We start from the raw sequence: 17,060 nt of genomic DNA on the forward strand, positions 1-17,060 counted from the left end.
ATCGTATTTTTGAATAAAAAATAATCAGCTTATGCTTCAGATTCAAGGTTTCGTATTCAACTTTGCAAGCGAAAACACCTATGTTCTTTACAATGAAAATAAAAATGCCTGGTTAATTGATCCGGGAAATATGAGTGAACAGGAAACGAATGCCATTGATCAATTCATCAAAGAAAAAGGGCTTAAAATTGAGAAAATTCTTTTAACCCATGCACACATTGATCATGTTTTAGGACTTCAGTGGGCTTTTGATACTTTTAAAGTACCTGTTTATCTGCATAAGGAAGATCAGGAAGTTTTAGATATGCTTCAGGCTAGCGGAATGAGATTCGGTTTTCCTGTGGAGCCTGTAAAAGTAGATACCATATATATCAATGAAGGTGAAGAACTTGCGCTGGATGGTGAAAAGTTCAATATTTATCATGTTCCGGGACATTCTCCGGGAAGCGTTGTATATCACAATGAAAATCAGAAATTCATGATCTCCGGTGATGTTCTTTTTGAAGGGAGTATCGGAAGAACGGATCTTTATAAAGGAAATTATGAACAATTGATTGATGGTATTAAAACAAAACTTTTTGTGCTTGATCCTGATACACAGGTATTTTCCGGTCATGGAAATCCGACGTCAATTGGGTTTGAGAAGCAATATAATCCTTTTTTTAAATAAGAGATTCGGGATGCGAGGTTCGGGTTTGCAGATTGTAGAGTTTGATAGTAAGCATTTTACACATTTTTATCATTCTGAAAGAATCTAAACACAGTATATTAATATTTAAGGTTAGATTCCTGACGGAATGGCAAAAACTACGTTATCAACTAAATTTGTAAGAGTTTTATTTCCCACAGATCTCACGGATTTACACAGATGTTTGTGGTTACTTGTACAAATATTAGTATAATTTGTGTTTAAGAAAATCTGCATGATCGGCTTAATCAGCGAGAGCTTTGTCTCCCACAGATCTCACGGATTTGCACGGATGTTTGTGGCTATTTGTGTGAAAATTAGTGTTATTTGTGTTTTTTAAAAAAATCGGCGTTACCAGCTTAATCAGCGAGAACAATAAAAAACAAAAACCGTCAGAACTAAGTTCTGGCGGTTTTGCATTTATAAAAAAATAGAGTTTAAAAGTCCAAAGTAATTGAAGCTCTGGCTGCTGCTCCCATGATAGGTCTTGCCATTCTGATATTGGTTCCTGATACAGTCTGAGATCTTGGATCACCTTCTGTAATTCCAATCGTATTGAAAATATTGGTTCCATCTACAGCAAAACGTATTTTACCAAGCTGATAAGACATTCCTGCTCCAAATTCCGTGAATGATGGCAGAATATTATCTTCTGTATTTCCTTCATTCTGGAAACGCTTGCCATAATAATTCATGCTTACATAAGCTCTCCAGTCTTTTGTGATATTCACAGCTGGAGAAATATTAAAATAGAACTTAGGAATTCTTCTTACAACATTCCCATCATAATCAAAAGTAGAACCGTCAGCATTTCTTCCTGTAAAGTCTTTATATTTCGGATTTTGAATAGTTCCGTTGAATGTTATCTCGAAAACATTATTGAACAATCTTGCAAAACCTTCAATTTCTACCCCAAGATTGGTTGTATTAGCAAATTTATTCTCAGAAGTTCCGTCTGAATAAACATCGGTAAATGAAAGGTTCTTAAGTGCTGAATAAAAAGGGATCACGGCAATATCAAAAGTACGGGAATAGTATTTATATCCTACTTCCAATTGATTAGTCTGTACAGGTTTTACTGCATCCAGATTTCCTATATTATTATAGTACGCTTCTTCATTCGGAGATCTGAAGCCATGAGAGAAACGGGCGTATACTGCGTTTTCACGATTGATCTTATAATTGGAAGCAAGAGTATAGGAAACTTTATTTATGTCATAATACCAATACGTAAACTGATTTCCCAACACATTCATATGATCGTCTGCTGTTGTGGTATCAAAACCATGAGTTCCGTCTACTGTTAATCCTGAATTATTAAGATTAGCTGTTGTGGTATTCACTTTATATCCTTTGTAAAAATCGCGGCTGTAACGAATTCCTCCATTAAAACTTAAAGCATCGGTTACATTATAATCCAGATTTAAATAAAGGTCATTCAAACTTCCCTGAATCTGCGAATCTCTAAGTAAAGTAGACATATCAGTAACTCCGTTATACGTTTTAGAATAGCCTACACTGCTTGGGCTGAGAGAAGGATCCACTAAATTCAAGAGTTCAGGTCTATCCGTAGCTGTTGTCAGAATATTACTCCAGTTCCAGTATTGATGAGATTTCCAGTTTGATTTATAAAAACCAGCCGTCACATTTCCTTTATCGAATTTATAATTGAACTGTAAGTCATTCACAAAGTTATTCATCTGTTTATCGATAGCCCAAAAACCAAGTTTTTGTACAAATTGAGGATCAACCACCGCTCCACTGCTTACCAATGAATATTGATAGCTGGTCATTCCCATTCCTCCTTCATCTATTGGTTTAGTTGCAAAATCAGAAGCCGTTTTTGGTGCTCCAGCAGGAAAGATTCCAGTGTAGTTCATATTAATATTGGTGTATCTCGTTTTATTTAAAACACTGAAATTACCACCCAGATCATATTTAAACTCAGCTCCCAATACATCTACTTTCGGATGGATTCCGTCTTCAAGATTTCTGCTGAAAAATCCACCTCCTGCCTGTGGAATATTCAACTGGCTGATGGCTCTGTAGCTGTAGGTTCCATAATTTGGATCAAAACCTTGGAATCCTTTTAATTTTTCGCCATCCTGCGTTAAAGGAATCGGAAGGAAGAATGTATTTCTATCGTCTAATTTTTTATAATAAACCTTAGCATATCCTTTATCAAAAACGTATTTCAGATTCATTCTGATTTGCCCGCCATTATTGGCTTTGAAACCTGTCTTTCTGATCCCGTCATCACTTCTGTAAAAACCACCGACATTGAAAAATAATTTATCTTTTACCAAAGCTCCACCCACATTAAGGTCAGTACGCATTAAACCATAAGTACTGGTTTCAAGTTTTGCTGTACCTTTGAAATCATTGGTTCCTTCTTTAGTTATAAAATTAATAAGACCTCCAGGAGAATTATTGGCATAAATAGAACCTGAGCCTCCTCTCAAAGCTTCCAATCTGCTCACGGAATTATCTACACGAAAAAAGTTATCTGCATTCGCGAATTGAAGTGCCCCGTCCTCAAAAACCGGCAGCCCGTCTTCCTGAACCTGTACAAATTCATAAGCTCCGGCAGAAGGAATTCCTCTTGCGAAAAGGTTATTTCCAACTTCACCACCTGAAGTTTCTACAGCAAAACCAGGAACTCGTTGCAATAAAGCTGCCGCACTGATTGGATTTTGCTTTTGTATTTCCTTTGAACTGAATGTTGAAATTGCAGTACTGGATTCTATTTTTTTCTTCGGATTTGAATTTCCTGTAATAACGATCTGATCAATGGAGGAAACTTTTACAGAATCTTGCGGAGTCTCCTGTGCATAAGCATTATTGAAGTACAATGTAGCTGTAGCGGCGATTAAAAAGATTGATTTTTTTTTCATAGCCCTATTTTTTATTGTTAGTTTCAGTTTTGTTGTAGTTTTAAATACACTCCATTCGTCCAACCGAACCCATCCTGATTGGGATATTCCCCGCCTCCTGCTATCGTTTCTGTATCTAATGCATTGTATTTTTCCATTAATTTCCCAGTGTTTTTGTAGACTCTCTCCACATTAGAACACCAGTTATTTTTTATTTTTTCTGCTAAATCATGGTAACCATAATTTTTCATTGCCTTAAAGCCAAGCCATTGGTAAGGTGCCCAGGCATTAGGCAAATCCCATTGTTGCCCTGAATTTTTCGTTGTGGTTACAAGCCCGCCCTGATATAAAAATTTATCTGAAATAGATTTTGACAAAGCCTTTGCCTGTTCTTCATCTGCAATACCCAGAAATAAAGGGTAAAGAGCAGCAATATGTTCAGACGGTGTGTTTGTGTTTTTTTTGATATGATAATCTTTGTACATCTTTGCTTTTTCATCCCAGAAGTATTTGTTGATCATCTGTCTTCGGCTTGCTGCTCTTTCAGTAAAAAAACTTTCTTTTTCTTCCAACCCCTGAAGTGCTGAAGATTTTGCCAATGTAGTTTCCAAATGCCATAAAAGACAGTTCAGATCTACTTCAGCGAGGTTCAGTGTTTCAATCGTCTGGATATGTTGTCCGTCTGCAAACCATCTGCTGGAAAAATCCCAGCCGGATTCACAGGCGCTTCTTATATTTCTGTAAAATCCATCACCGGAAGCATTCTCCTGATCTTCAATATCAATTAAATAGCTTTCAGGACGAGGCTCATTTTCTGCATCATAATATCTGTTCAAAATATCTCCTTCAACAGTTTTCACTATTCTTTTCACTCCTGAACCATTTTCTACATCTTTTTTTCCTCTCATCCAAAACTCATACTCTTTTTCTAAAGTATCATGATATTGAGTATAAACGGCTTCATCATTTTTAGTTTCAGCAAGAAGCTCAAGCATTAATGAAAAATAAGGAGGTTGAGATCGGCTTAAAAAGTGAGTCCTGCTTGCATTAGGAACAAAACCTACATTCTGGATGAGGTAAGAACAGTTTTCCACAATATTCTCCATCATTTCCACTCTTCCGGAAACCTGTAGCCCTAACATAATAAAATAGCTGTCCCAATAGAAAAACTCATTGAAGCGACCTCCCGGAACGATATATGGTTTTGGTAATTTTAAAAGCGTCCCTTTTTCTTCATAAGCAGTACGGGTCAATTCATCCCAAAGTTTTTCAATATGTTCTTCAATTGGAAGATGATTTTCTCTTTGGATGGAAACTTTTGCTCCCAAAAAATCAAAATGAGTCATCACAAAATCTTTCAGATTAAAACCTTCTGAACCTTTACCCTGTTCATATTTTGAATTGATTTCAGCAACCGGAAATAACGGAACTGCATCAGTCATCATTTTCTGATCTTCAAAAATGGCTGATCTCTGAACATCATCAAAAAGAGTTTGGATATCGTGGATGTAAAGCTGATTATTCATTATTATTTTTTAGGATTAATTTTTAATTTATTCATGAAAATTGCTGAAATAATCAACAATGAAAGCGGAATCAAAGACAGATAAAAAGCCTGCTGCCCACTGAATTCCTGAAAGACAAAGCCCGTAATAATAGAACCTATTGTTCCCCCAATCGCAGAAAAAACTACGATCAATCCAGACATTGCACTATGTAAATATTTAGGGATAGAAGCTAGGATAACAGAATTTATACTTGGATAAATCGGAGCCAGCAAACCTCCCATTAATGGAAACAAATACACTACTAATGGAGCGTTTAGCCAGTTGGTTGTGGTGTCAATATGAATATTATGCGTCAGTGGAAGCACTAAAAGTAGGCTTACAGCAAACCCAATTACACAAAATGAAACTACATAAATCCAACTGAATTTTTTAGAAAAGAATCCTGACAAAAACCTTCCTAAAGCAAAAGCTCCTGCCAAAACAGCTCCTGCCTGAATACTCATCGAAGTAGGAACCTTCAAAATTTCTTTATAAAATGTAGGCGTCCATGTTTGAAAGCTTTGTTCTACCAACACAAAAAGGAAAGCACACAACAAAAAGCATAACACTTTTTTATAACTAAACAAACTTGCGCTGTTTCGTAAGTCTCCCAATAGATCAGTTTTCTCACTCTTTGCATCTTTTTCATTCAGTTTTGAAAAGAATAAGAATAAAAATGACAATGTTGAAAGAACTCCCAATACCCAATAAACATTCAGCCAGTGAGTAGATTTCGGATTATGATCATCTATATATAAGCTGAATAAAAGATTTCCTGCCAACACTCCAATCATGAAAAATCCTTCTAGAAATCCCATGAAACTGGAATGTTCCTTATCTGTATCCGTTACCAAGCCAATAGAAGTAAACACCGATATTTTGATCAACGCAAAGGAAACCCCTACAATTCCAAATAGTAACTTGAAGAACCAAAATTCATTGGTAAACGGCATCACAAAACACATCCCACTTACCAGAAACAAAGCAATCAGCATTGAATTTTTGATCCCGATCTTAGGAAGAAATGAAGCCAGAATAAATGAACAAATAGCAATAGGAAGATCCTTAAATCCTTCCAATACACTGGCAGATGATTTTGAAATTCCAAAGTTTTGCTGTACCTGCAAAATAACAGTTCCCACAGAATTCAAAAGAATTGCGAAAACAAAATAGTTTAAAAATAAAACCGCCTTTATGTTGAAATTTTTCATTCGGATCATTTCTTGACGGCTAAGATAGAAGCATTTGTGTTAACGATAATTTAACACAATAAATCAATATTTGAACAATATTAATATATTTAGTATTTTTAGTGATTAAATATGATTAATTAAATGAAAGTTACTTTTGAAAGAGTAATTCCCAATGAGAAAAGTTCGTTCCGTACGATTCACAACAACTCCCCTATTTCAGAATTCAAATGGGAATATCACTATCATCCCGAAATTGAATTGGTTTGTGTGATTTCCGGGAGCGGAACCCGACATGTAGGTTATCATAAAAGTAACTATACTAATGGAGATCTCGTTCTGATTGGCTCCAATATTCCGCATTCTGGATTTGGATTAAATTCTATTGATCCGCATGAAGAAATTGTTCTTCAGTTCAAAGAAGAAATTCTTCAGTTTCCCCAACAGGAAGTGGAAGCAAGATCAATTAAAAATTTATTGGAGCTTTCAAAATATGGTATTCATTTTCATCATAAGGTAAAAAAAGCAATGCTCCCGAAATTAAAGCTAATGCTTGAATCAGAAGGATATAAAAGATACTTATTGCTTCTTGAAATTCTTTTCGAATTATCTCAATGTGAAGACTATGAACTTTTGAATAAGGAAATCATGCCTTACACTATTATCTCAAAGAATAAAACCCGTCTTGAGAATATTTTCACTTATGTAGAACATCATTATGATAAGGAAATTAATATTGAAGAGGTTGCCAAACTTGCTAATCTGACTTTACCTGCGTTTTGTAATTTCTTTAAAAAAGCAACTCAGATCACCTTCACAGAATTTGTGAACCGTTATCGAATCAACAAAGCCTGTTTACTGATGGCACAGGATAAACCGATTTCAGAATGCAGCTATGCTTGTGGTTTCAATAATGTAACCTACTTTAACAGAATGTTTAAAAAATATACTGGGAAGACGCCTTCTGAGTTTATTAAGAATTACTCTCATAATAAGGTAAACGTGTAATTTTCCCACGGATTTCCCAGATTTCACAAATGTTTGCGTTATAAATCCTAATGAAATTATACAACATCAAAAAATCTGCGTAATCTCCTAAATCTACAAGAATATTATAATAGCCACTAATTCACAAATAAAAAAGAATTCATGCATTAGTGGCAAATAAAAACGGTATAAAAAGCTGCGCAATCTGTAGGAAATAAAAAAGCTGTCCTAAAAAAGAACAGCTATATATTATAATAAATAAGAATCGGTAACCGAAACTATTTCCATTTAATATTACATCCCATGCTTGGTCTTTGAATTTCTTCCTGAGCTTCTCCAGCTAAAAGGTTTTCAAAAGCAATAATCAAATCTTCTCCGGTAACATCTTTATTATTTCCTGGTCTTGAATCATCCATCTGACCTCTGTAGACAAGATCTAATTTATCATCAAAGAAATAAAAATCGGGAGTACAAGCTGCATCATAAGCTTTTGCTACTGCCTGACTTTCGTCGAATAAATAAGGAAAATCAAATCTTCTGTCGATTTGGAATTCAATCATTTTTTCTGGAGAATCATCCGGATATTTTTCAATATCATTAGCATTGATCGCGATGAATTCAATTCCTTTATCATTGTAATCTTCATATAATTCGTTGATCTTATCAATCACATGAAGAACAAACGGACAATGGTTACACATAAAGATTACCAATGTTCCATTTTCTCCTTTCAGTTCTTCCAAAGACTGAAGTTCATTCGTTTTTGACGGGTTTGGAAGCTCAAAAAACGGAGCTTTTGTACCTAATGCCAACATATTTGATGGAGTATTCATATCCTTTTTCTTTAGTTTCACAAAGATAGAAATTTCTTTGGTTATATGGTAAGGAAGATAGGAGCTGGAAAAACAGAACTTATTCTTCCCAATATATTTATTGAGTAAAGCTATATATTTTATTAATTTTTACAATAATTTAAAATCAATGCATCTCATCTACTTCCAGTTCTCGCTTTTTCCATCTTTTAATTCATTTCTAAAATCTTCTTTTTTCATTAAATGTAAAATATGGTTTGGAAGATATCCTCAAAAGTTTGTAGTTTTGCTAACACTGTTAGAAAAGAATATCATGGGTCTACATGAACGTCGTCAAAGAGAAAAAGAATCTATCCGTGCAAGTATCTTGCAGGCTGCATTCACTTTGGCTAAATCTGAAGGCTGGGCATCACTTTCCATGCGTAAAATAGCAGACGCTATTGAATACAGCGCACCGGTGGTGTATGATTATTTCGAAAATAAGGAAGCTATTTTATTTGAAATTTCATTGGATGGCTTTCACAAATTACATATAGAATTATTAAAGGCACAGCAGAAGCACAGTACACCAGAAGAGCAACTTCTTGCTATTGTTGATGCTTATTGGAACTTTGCTTTTAATAATAAGGAATATTACCAACTGATGTTTGGATTGGGAATGCAATGTTGTGGAAAAGGACAGATGAAGAAAGAGTTTTCTTCTTTCCAGGAGCTGATCTACGAATGTACTTATAACATCATTGAAAAGAACGGATCAAACACAGATAATGCATGTCATATGTCTCATGCTTTATTTTCAGCAGTACATGGAATGATTTCCATCATGATGATGCGTACAGGAGATATTCCGTCTACTATGAATAAATCGACTTTAGATGAAACAGTTTCATCTTTTATAAAGTCCTTGTAATATTTTTTTAAATCAAAATTTAACACCGTTAGGAAAATTAACATTGAATTAATAAGCTCAATTGTTAAAATCTTAATTTAAAAACAAAAATAAACTATGCAAAACTCTACTCCATTTAATTGTTAAAGAATTTTTTTTTCATCACAAATTAACACTGTTAGTAAAATTAACACACATTACACCTCACATCTTCATATACTTAAATACATTAAAACAATTTTCAATTATGGGAACAATCGACATGATCGAGCATTAAAAATTCTGTAATTTTTTTTGAACAAATCATTAACACTGTTAGGAAAAAAAACAGCATTTATTAGAAAGAAACATTACTTAAATCTAACACTTCATTAAAAAAATTAAACCAAAATGAAAATACCTGGAAAAACAAGGTTTATTGTACTTATTTCAAGTATAATTCTTTTACAGAGCTGCACGAAGGCTGCAGAAGGATCTAATTCCGCACCACCAGCTCCAGAACTTCCGGTTTATACCGTTATCACCTCTCCTGCTACCACTTATCAGGAATTTCCGACTGCTTTGGAAGGAAAAAACAATGTGGAAATCAGATCTCAGGTGGATGGATATCTTGACAGAATTTATGTAGAGGAAGGAGCTTACGTAAGAGCCGGACAGCCTTTATTTAAAATAGATTCAAGAAGTTATGGCGAGCAGATGAATATGGCTCAGGCAAATCTTCAGGCAGCAAATGCCAATATACAAAAAGCTAAAGTAGAAGTTGACAGACTTCAGCCTTTGGTTGCTGCAAAAGTAGTTTCCGATGTACAGCTTAAAACGGCGAAAGCTAATTATGAAGCGGCTGTAGCTGCAGCTTCACAGGCTAGAGCATCTGTAGGAAGCGCAAGAATCAATGTAGGATTTACCACCATTACTGCTCCTGTAAGTGGATATATTGGAAGAATCCCATTCAAAAAAGGAAGTCTGATTTCAAGAACAGATCCTAATCCTTTGACTTTATTATCAGATATCAGTGAAATTTATGCGTATTTCTCTTTAAGTGAACTTGATTTTATTGCTTTCCAGAATAAATATGCGGGAGCTACTTTAGAAGAAAAACTTAAAAATATGCCGATGGTAGAGCTGGTAATCGCTGATAACAGTACTTATCCTGAAAAAGGAAGATTAAGTATTGTAGACGGGCAATTTGATAAAACTACCGGAGCAATCAGTGTACGTGCAGTTTTTCCTAATGTAAACGGAGCGTTAAGAACAGGAAATACAGGAAGAGTTCGTATGCCTCAACTGATTTCAAATGCAGTGGTAATTCCTCAGGAGTCAACATTTGAAATTCAGGATAAAACGTATGTCTATGTAATGGGTAAAGACCAGAAAGTAACCGGAAAACCAATCAAAATATCCGGAAAAACAGACAGTTATTATTTTATTTCTGAAGGACTTACACCTGGAGAAAAGATTGTTTACACCGGAATCGGAAACCTGAAAGACGGCGCTTCCATCAAACCGAAAGCCATCTCTTCAGACAGTTTATTGAGAGCAAAACCTTTGTAATAACTATTTAAGAGCAGTTTAAACCTCATCTTTTTAGCCTTTAAGTTTTGAAAATCATTATCAATACATCGATTTTATTTTCAACTCAATCAACTTAAGTGCAATAAGGCGTGTTTAGACAACATTAAAAAATAAACTTCTTATGTTAAAACAATTTATAGAAAGACCGGTCCTTTCAACGGTCATCTCCATCATACTCTTATTATTGGGAGCTCTGTCTCTCTTTAATTTGCCTATCGCGCTCTTCCCGGACATTGCTCCGCCAAGTGTTCAGGTAACGGCTTTTTATCCGGGAGCAAATGCTGAAGTAGTGGCACGTTCCGTTGCAACACCTATTGAAGAAGCAGTAAACGGAGTGGAAAACATGACGTACATGACTTCCAACTCAAGTAATGACGGTACTATGACCTTAAGCGTTTTCTTTAAGCAGGGATCTGATCCTGATAATGCTGCTGTAAACGTACAAAACCGTGTATCCAAAGCAATGAGCCAGCTTCCTCAGGAAGTGGTACAAGCAGGAATTTCTACACAGAAGGTTCAGAATAGTATGATTATGTTCATGGGATTATCGAGTGATGATCCTAAACAATATGATGAGCTTTTCTTACAGAATTATCTTAAGATCAACGTAATTCCACAGATCCAACGTATTCCAGGAGTTGCACAGGCGCAGGTTTTCGGAACCAGAGATTATTCCATGAGAATCTGGTTAAAACCGGATAGACTGGCTGCCAACAATCTTTCCCCACAGGAAGTTTTGAATGCCATTAAAGACCACAACCTTGAAGCTGCTCCAGGACGCCTTGGACAGGGAAGCAAGGAAACTTATGAATATATCCTTAAATATAAAGGTAAGCTGAATAAAGGTGAAGACTATGAAAGCATAGCCATTAAAGCAAATAGTGATGGATCATTCTTAAGATTAAAAGATGTTGCGAGGGTAGAATTCGGTTCTTATACTTATACCGCAACCAACAGAGTAGACGGAAAACCGGTTGCCGGATTTGCCATTCTCCAAACGGCAGGTTCAAACGCAAATGAGATCCTTACTGAGATTGAAAAGCAGGTAAAAGTAATGGAAACCTCCCTTCCAAAAGGAGTGAAGCCTATTATCATGTATAATTCCAAGGATTTCCTTGATGCTTCTATCCATCAGGTAGTAGAAACATTGGTTATTGCATTCATTCTGGTATTTATTGTAGTTTATATTTTCCTTCAGGATTTCAGATCTACTTTAATTCCAGCCATTGCAGTCCCTGTAGCGATTATTGGTACTTTCTTCTTCCTTCAGTTATTTGGTTTCAGTATCAATATGCTTACTTTATTTGCTTTGGTACTTGCCATCGGTATTGTAGTAGATGACGCGATTGTGGTAGTGGAAGCCGTCCATTCCAAAATGGAACAGACGGGAATGCCTGTAGAACATGCAACTATGAACTCTATGAGTGAAATCTCAGGAGCGATTATTTCCATTACATTGGTAATGTGTGCGGTATTTATTCCTGTTGGATTCATGCAAGGACCTGCGGGAGTTTTCTACAGACAGTTTGCCTTTACATTAGCTATTGCGATTATGATCTCCGCAGTAAATGCATTAACATTAAGCCCAGCGTTATGTGCTCTTTTCCTAAACGATCCTCAGGGAGAACACGGTGAACATGGTCATAAAAAAGGTTTTGGAGCAAGATTTTTCAATGCATTTAATGCAAGCTTCAATAACATGACCAAAAAATATATTTACAGCCTTAAGTTTTTAATCAAAAATAAATGGGTTGCCATCGGAGGTCTTGTAGTGATAACAGCGGCAAGTATTTTCATGATTAAAAAAGCTCCTTCAGGATTTATTCCAACGGAAGATCAAGGATTTGTACTGTATGCAGTAAATACTCCTCCGGGAAGTTCACTGGAAAGAACCCACAATGCTACGGCGCAGATTGATAAAATTATTAACGGAGAAAAAGCAACCAATCACCTTTGGGTAGCTGATGGAATGAACTTCATCAGTAATGCCAATGCTTCTCCTTACTCTGCAGGTTTTATCAAACTTAAAGATTATGATAAGCGTGGAGAAATGAAAGATCCTGATCAGATTGCTGCTACTTTGACAGGAAGAGTAAGCCAGGTAAAAGATGCCAACGCTTTCTTCTTCAACTTCCCAACTATTCAGGGATTTGGTAACGTTTCCGGTTTTGAATTTATGCTTCAGGATAAAACCAACGGATCTTTTGAGCAATTGGGAACAACAACCCAACAGTTCATTGGTGAATTGATGAAACGCCCGGAAATTGCATTTGCCTTTACAACCTATGCAGCCGGAAATCCACAATATACGATTGATGTAGATACGGACAAAGCAAATCAGCTGGGGGTTTCTGTAACAGAATTAATGCAGACCATGCAGATTTATTACGGAAGTAGCTTCGTTTCAGATTTCAACAGATTCGGAAAATACTACAGAGTAATGGCTCAGGCGGATATTCCCTATCGTACGGATATTAATTCTTTGGAAGGAATTTATGTTAAAAATAAATCCGGAGAAATGGTTCCTGCCAAGACTTTAGTGACCTTAAAAAGAACGTTCGGTCCTGAAACAGTAACAAGAAACAACCTATTCAATGCTGTAACGATCAATGGTACCCCAAAACCCGGATATAGTACCGGAGATGCCATCAAAGCTGTTGAAGAAGTAGCTCAACAATCTTTACCAAGAGGTTACGGATATGAGTGGACAGGAATTACCCGTGAAGAGATCAAAACTGGTGGGCAAACCACTTTTATCTTCCTTTTAAGTATTCTTTTTGTTTATTTCTTATTGGCAGCACAATATGAAAGTTACATTCTTCCGTTCGCTATTATTCTAACGATTCCGACAGGGATTTTTGGAGTATTTGCCTTCACAGGGCTTGCAGGAATTGATAATAACATTTATGTACAGGTCGGATTAATAATGCTCGTTGGGCTATTAGCAAAAAATGCAATTCTTATTGTAGAATTTGCTGTACAGCGAAGAAAAGCAGGAAGATCATTAATTGAATCTGCTCTTCAGGCTTCAAGATTACGTTTAAGACCAATCTTAATGACCTCTTTTGCCTTCATTGTGGGAATGCTTCCTCTGGTTTGGACACAAGGTGCTTCTGCAAAAGGAAATCATTCCATCGGATACAGTACTGTAGGAGGAATGCTTACAGGAGTAGTATTCGGGATTTTCATTATTCCGGTAATGTATGTTGTTTTCCAATATCTGCATGAAAAAATGCCGAGCAGAAAGAAAAAGAGACTTCTGAAAAAGCAGATGGAGGAAGAACTTTTAGCTTCAACAATTAATTAAATGCAAAAGAAGAAAGGTTTATAGGTCAAAAAGATTTTTAGAATAACACTTAAGCAATTTTAAAGTTAAAAGCATTCTGTATAAGAAGTACACGTAAGTTTTTAAAAACATTTGATCTTCCTATCTACAAAAATCTGTGGAAAACAATAAACCTCAACATTATTTAAGTCATTAAACCAAAATTATGAAAAGACTAAAAAATATTATATTAACATTCGCCATAGCTTTAGGATCTGTTTCGTGTGTGTCAAAACTGGCATACGCGGAACCGGATCTCCCGCTACCGGAAAAATTTCAGTACACAGCAACTGCCGATACAGCAAGTATTGCCAATCTGGAATGGAAACAGTTTTTCAACGATCCTATTTTACAGGAACTGATTGAAAAAGGTATTAAAAACAATTATGATCTTCAGATTGCTTTAAAACAGGTTGCATCATCACAGGAAAAACTGAAACAGGCAAAATATATGCAATATCCCGATGTTGGTTTTGGAGTAGCAGCTCAGATTTCAAAGCCTTCTAAAAATAGCATGAATGGACAAAGCTTAAATTTATTTTTAGGTCAAAGTCATGTTGAAGATTATAACGCAGCTTTCAACTTATCATGGGAAGCAGACATCTGGGGGAAAATCAAAAACCAGCAGGAAGTTTCAAGAATACAGTATTTGCAGACCTATGAAGGTTCAAAAGCTATTCAGACACAAGTAGTAGCGGCAATTGCTCAAGGATATTACAACCTTTTGATGCTTGACAAACAATTAAGTATTGCAAAATCTAATTTAGAATTGAGCAATAATACCTTGATGATCACACAAAAAATGTGGGAAAGTGGAGACACAACATCTTTGGGAGTGCAACAGGCTAACGCTCAAAAGCAGGCAACAGAACTTCTGATCTCACAATTGGAACAAAATATTGCCATACAGGAAAATGCTTTAAGTATTCTTGTTGGAGAAACCCCTAATAAAATCAACAGAACAATCGAAATGTCTGACACTTCCTTACCTCAGAATATCATAGCTGGGCTTCCCGCAGCGATGGTAAGCCGCAGACCGGATGTACGTCAGCAGGAATTGGTTTTATTGGAATCAAATGCCATGGTAGGAATTGCACAGGCTAATATGTATCCTGCATTAAAGATTACAGCAAATGGCGGAGTGAATTCTTTTAAAATTGATAACTGGTTTCAGATTCCGGCATCATTATTCGGGTCTGTATTAGGAGGAATTACTCAACCTATTTTTCAAAAAAGACAATTGAAAACGGATTTTGAAGTAGCAAAAATTCAAAGGGAGAAAAATGTATTGGCATTTCGTCAATCAGTTTTAAATGCTGTGGGAGAAGTTTCTGATGCCTTGGTTTCTAATGAAAACTTAAAAGTTCAGGAGCAAAAAGCAAATGAGCAATCCACTACATTAAAAGATGGAATTAAAAGCGCACAACTTCTTTACAGAGGAGGTTCAGCCAATTATCTTGAAGTGATTACCGCACAGGGAAATTCTCTTCAGGCAGAGTTGAACCTTGCTTCCATTAAAAGACAGAGATTAAGCAGCATTGTAGATCTATACAGAGCGCTGGGTGGCGGTTGGAAGTAGTAAATTAAATTATATTTGTTTTAAGATGCGGTTCTTTTCAGAGCCGCATTTTTTATAGGGAACCTTGTCAAAAATACGGATTAATATACAAGAAAGAAGGTAAAAGATTTTCAATATTTTTTATGCCACGAATGCACGAGTTTCTTTTTAATTTCTTTAACCACATAGGATTTTTATCCAGAAAAAAATTATTCGTGAATTAGTGGCTATTACTTGCAAATATCAATTTTATCAAATATAAAATCTTTGCGTTTTAATAATAGTTTGTTTTAAAAGTTTGCGCCCTTGCGATGATCCAATATTAAAACTGTTCCGCAATCCAAAGAATCACAGCATCATAATCCTCCTGAGAATATCCCAATTGTAAATATACAAGAAAGAAGATAAAGGATTTTCAATATTTTTTATGCCACGAATGCACGAGTTTCTTTTTAATTTCTTTAACCACATAGGATTTTTATCCAGAAAAAAATTATTCGTGGATTAGTGGCTATTACTTACAAATATCAATTTTATCAAAGATAAAATCCTTGCGTCTTAATAATAGTTTGTTTTAAAATTTTGCGCCCTTGCGATGATCCAATATCAAAACTTTTCCGCAATCCAAAGAACCAAAGCATCGTAATCCTCCTGAGAATAACCCAAAGGTAAATAATGAATATCATCCGCTTTTCTATACCAGGTCAGCTGACGTTTAGCATATCGGCGGCTGTTCTTTTTAATCTCGGAAACGGCAAAATCAAGATCCCATTCTCCATCAAAGTATTTGAATAATTCTGCATAACCAACCGTATTCAAAGCAGTCAAACCTTTGAATTTCTCCAACCCTTTCACCTCATCCAAAAGCCCTTTCTCCATCATAATATCAACTCTTCGGTTGATTCTGTCATACAATTCTTCTCTTGGTGCTTCAATTCCTATTCTTATCACATTAAAATCTCTGGAATCTTGGGAAACAGCAATCTGTTCAGAATATTTTTTATCCGTTTGCCAGATGACATCAATAGCACGTAAAAGCCTTCGATGGTTGTGAATATCTACAACAGCAAAATACTCAGGATCCAATTCTTTTAAAATTTCCTGAAGTTTTTCTATCCCTTTTTCTTCCATCATTTTCTGAAGTTTCTCCTGATTTTCCATATCTGCTTCAGGCAGGTCATTCAGCCCTTCAATCATTGCTTTTTCATACATCATACTTCCGCCAACAAGAATGACGGTATCATGATTTTCGAAAAGTTCATTAAGTTTTCTTAGGGCATCTTCTTCATATTGCCCGATGGAATAGTATTCTTCTACAGAAAGATTTCCGATAAAATGATGAGGTGCTTCAGCCAATTCCTCGTCGGAAGGTGCTGCTGTTCCAATTTTCATTTCCTTAAAAAACTGTCTGGAATCACAGGAAACAATCTCGGTATTGAAATGTTTTGCCAGATCAATTGCCAGTTTTGTTTTTCCTATTCCGGTGGGTCCTACTACAGAAATTAAATTTTTCTTTTTCACACCGCTAATTTACGAAAATGGGATCATTTCTATTTTTATTTTTAAATGTAAAAAAACTATGAATTGTTTTGAGCCATTCAAATTTCAATGAAGAAGTT

The 17,060-nt window shown here is 35.6% G+C and carries 11 protein-coding genes; 6 read left to right on the plus strand and 5 right to left on the minus strand.

The window, feature by feature from the left end:
- The first annotated feature begins 31 nt into the window (after positions 1-31).
- A complete protein-coding gene (locus tag BBI01_RS12835) occupies positions 32-670 on the plus strand; it encodes an MBL fold metallo-hydrolase (RefSeq protein ID WP_065395067.1) in 639 nt (212 codons plus the stop codon).
- Between the two features lie 455 nt (positions 671-1,125).
- Here BBI01_RS12835 and BBI01_RS12840 read toward each other — a convergent pair whose 3' ends face one another.
- Genes BBI01_RS12840 through BBI01_RS12850 form a run of 3 tightly spaced genes read right to left on the minus strand, consistent with a single transcriptional unit; the run spans position 1,126 to position 6,319 of the window.
- On the minus strand, positions 1,126-3,582 hold the full coding sequence (locus BBI01_RS12840; RefSeq protein WP_065395068.1) for a TonB-dependent receptor: 2,457 nt from the start codon (positions 3,580-3,582) through the stop codon (positions 1,126-1,128).
- 23 nt (positions 3,583-3,605) lie between these two features.
- Positions 3,606-5,087 (minus strand): trehalase family glycosidase, encoded by a 1,482-nt coding sequence (locus BBI01_RS12845; protein ID WP_065395069.1) that lies wholly within the window; start codon positions 5,085-5,087, stop codon positions 3,606-3,608.
- Positions 5,088-5,089: 2 nt separating this feature from the next.
- Complete coding sequence (locus BBI01_RS12850) at positions 5,090-6,319, minus strand: MFS transporter (protein ID WP_065395070.1); 1,230 nt, start codon at positions 6,317-6,319, stop codon at positions 5,090-5,092.
- Positions 6,320-6,442: 123 nt separating this feature from the next.
- Here BBI01_RS12850 and BBI01_RS12855 point away from each other — a divergent pair, with 123 nt between their 5' ends.
- Positions 6,443-7,306: an AraC family transcriptional regulator gene (locus BBI01_RS12855; RefSeq protein ID WP_065395071.1), complete on the plus strand. Its 864-nt coding sequence runs from the start codon at positions 6,443-6,445 to the stop codon at positions 7,304-7,306.
- A gap of 257 nt (positions 7,307-7,563) precedes the next feature.
- On the opposite strand, the gene BBI01_RS12860 is transcribed toward BBI01_RS12855, so the two are convergent.
- A complete protein-coding gene (locus BBI01_RS12860; protein ID WP_065395072.1) occupies positions 7,564-8,118 on the minus strand; it encodes a thioredoxin family protein in 555 nt (184 codons plus the stop codon).
- Between the two features lie 292 nt (positions 8,119-8,410).
- Here BBI01_RS12860 and BBI01_RS12865 point away from each other — a divergent pair, with 292 nt between their 5' ends.
- The 4 genes from BBI01_RS12865 (at position 8,411) to BBI01_RS12880 (ending at position 15,462) form a co-directional block, all read left to right on the plus strand.
- Entirely contained in the window at positions 8,411-9,007 is a 597-nt protein-coding gene (locus BBI01_RS12865) for a TetR/AcrR family transcriptional regulator (protein WP_065395413.1), read from the plus strand.
- A gap of 369 nt (positions 9,008-9,376) precedes the next feature.
- Positions 9,377-10,537 (plus strand): efflux RND transporter periplasmic adaptor subunit, encoded by a 1,161-nt coding sequence (locus tag BBI01_RS12870; RefSeq protein ID WP_065395073.1) that lies wholly within the window; start codon positions 9,377-9,379, stop codon positions 10,535-10,537.
- A 142-nt stretch (positions 10,538-10,679) separates the two neighbouring features.
- Positions 10,680-13,865: an efflux RND transporter permease subunit gene (locus BBI01_RS12875; RefSeq protein WP_065395074.1), complete on the plus strand. Its 3,186-nt coding sequence runs from the start codon at positions 10,680-10,682 to the stop codon at positions 13,863-13,865.
- Positions 13,866-14,049: 184 nt separating this feature from the next.
- Positions 14,050-15,462 (plus strand): efflux transporter outer membrane subunit, encoded by a 1,413-nt coding sequence (locus BBI01_RS12880; RefSeq protein WP_065395075.1) that lies wholly within the window; start codon positions 14,050-14,052, stop codon positions 15,460-15,462.
- Positions 15,463-16,047: 585 nt separating this feature from the next.
- Here the strand turns inward: BBI01_RS12880 and miaA are convergent.
- On the minus strand, positions 16,048-16,962 hold the full coding sequence (gene miaA, locus BBI01_RS12885; RefSeq protein ID WP_065395076.1) for a tRNA (adenosine(37)-N6)-dimethylallyltransferase MiaA: 915 nt from the start codon (positions 16,960-16,962) through the stop codon (positions 16,048-16,050).
- Positions 16,963-17,060 lie beyond the last annotated feature (98 nt).

The organism is Chryseobacterium artocarpi, from assembly GCF_001684975.1.
GTDB classification, from domain to species: domain Bacteria; phylum Bacteroidota; class Bacteroidia; order Flavobacteriales; family Weeksellaceae; genus Chryseobacterium; species Chryseobacterium artocarpi.

What these genes read in the sequence shown, in the direction of transcription:
- BBI01_RS12835 (WP_065395067.1), top strand. Translation starts at nt 32, where the DNA reads ATGCTTCAGATTCAAGGTTTCGTATTCAACTTTGCAAGCGAAAACACC.
- BBI01_RS12840 (WP_065395068.1), bottom strand. Translation starts at nt 3,582, where the DNA reads ATGAAAAAAAAATCAATCTTTTTAATCGCCGCTACAGCTACATTGTAC.
- BBI01_RS12845 (WP_065395069.1), bottom strand. Translation starts at nt 5,087, where the DNA reads ATGAATAATCAGCTTTACATCCACGATATCCAAACTCTTTTTGATGAT.
- BBI01_RS12850 (WP_065395070.1), bottom strand. Translation starts at nt 6,319, where the DNA reads ATGAAAAATTTCAACATAAAGGCGGTTTTATTTTTAAACTATTTTGTT.
- BBI01_RS12855 (WP_065395071.1), top strand. Translation starts at nt 6,443, where the DNA reads ATGAAAGTTACTTTTGAAAGAGTAATTCCCAATGAGAAAAGTTCGTTC.
- BBI01_RS12860 (WP_065395072.1), bottom strand. Translation starts at nt 8,118, where the DNA reads ATGAATACTCCATCAAATATGTTGGCATTAGGTACAAAAGCTCCGTTT.
- BBI01_RS12865 (WP_065395413.1), top strand. Translation starts at nt 8,411, where the DNA reads ATGGGTCTACATGAACGTCGTCAAAGAGAAAAAGAATCTATCCGTGCA.
- BBI01_RS12870 (WP_065395073.1), top strand. Translation starts at nt 9,377, where the DNA reads ATGAAAATACCTGGAAAAACAAGGTTTATTGTACTTATTTCAAGTATA.
- BBI01_RS12875 (WP_065395074.1), top strand. Translation starts at nt 10,680, where the DNA reads ATGTTAAAACAATTTATAGAAAGACCGGTCCTTTCAACGGTCATCTCC.
- BBI01_RS12880 (WP_065395075.1), top strand. Translation starts at nt 14,050, where the DNA reads ATGAAAAGACTAAAAAATATTATATTAACATTCGCCATAGCTTTAGGA.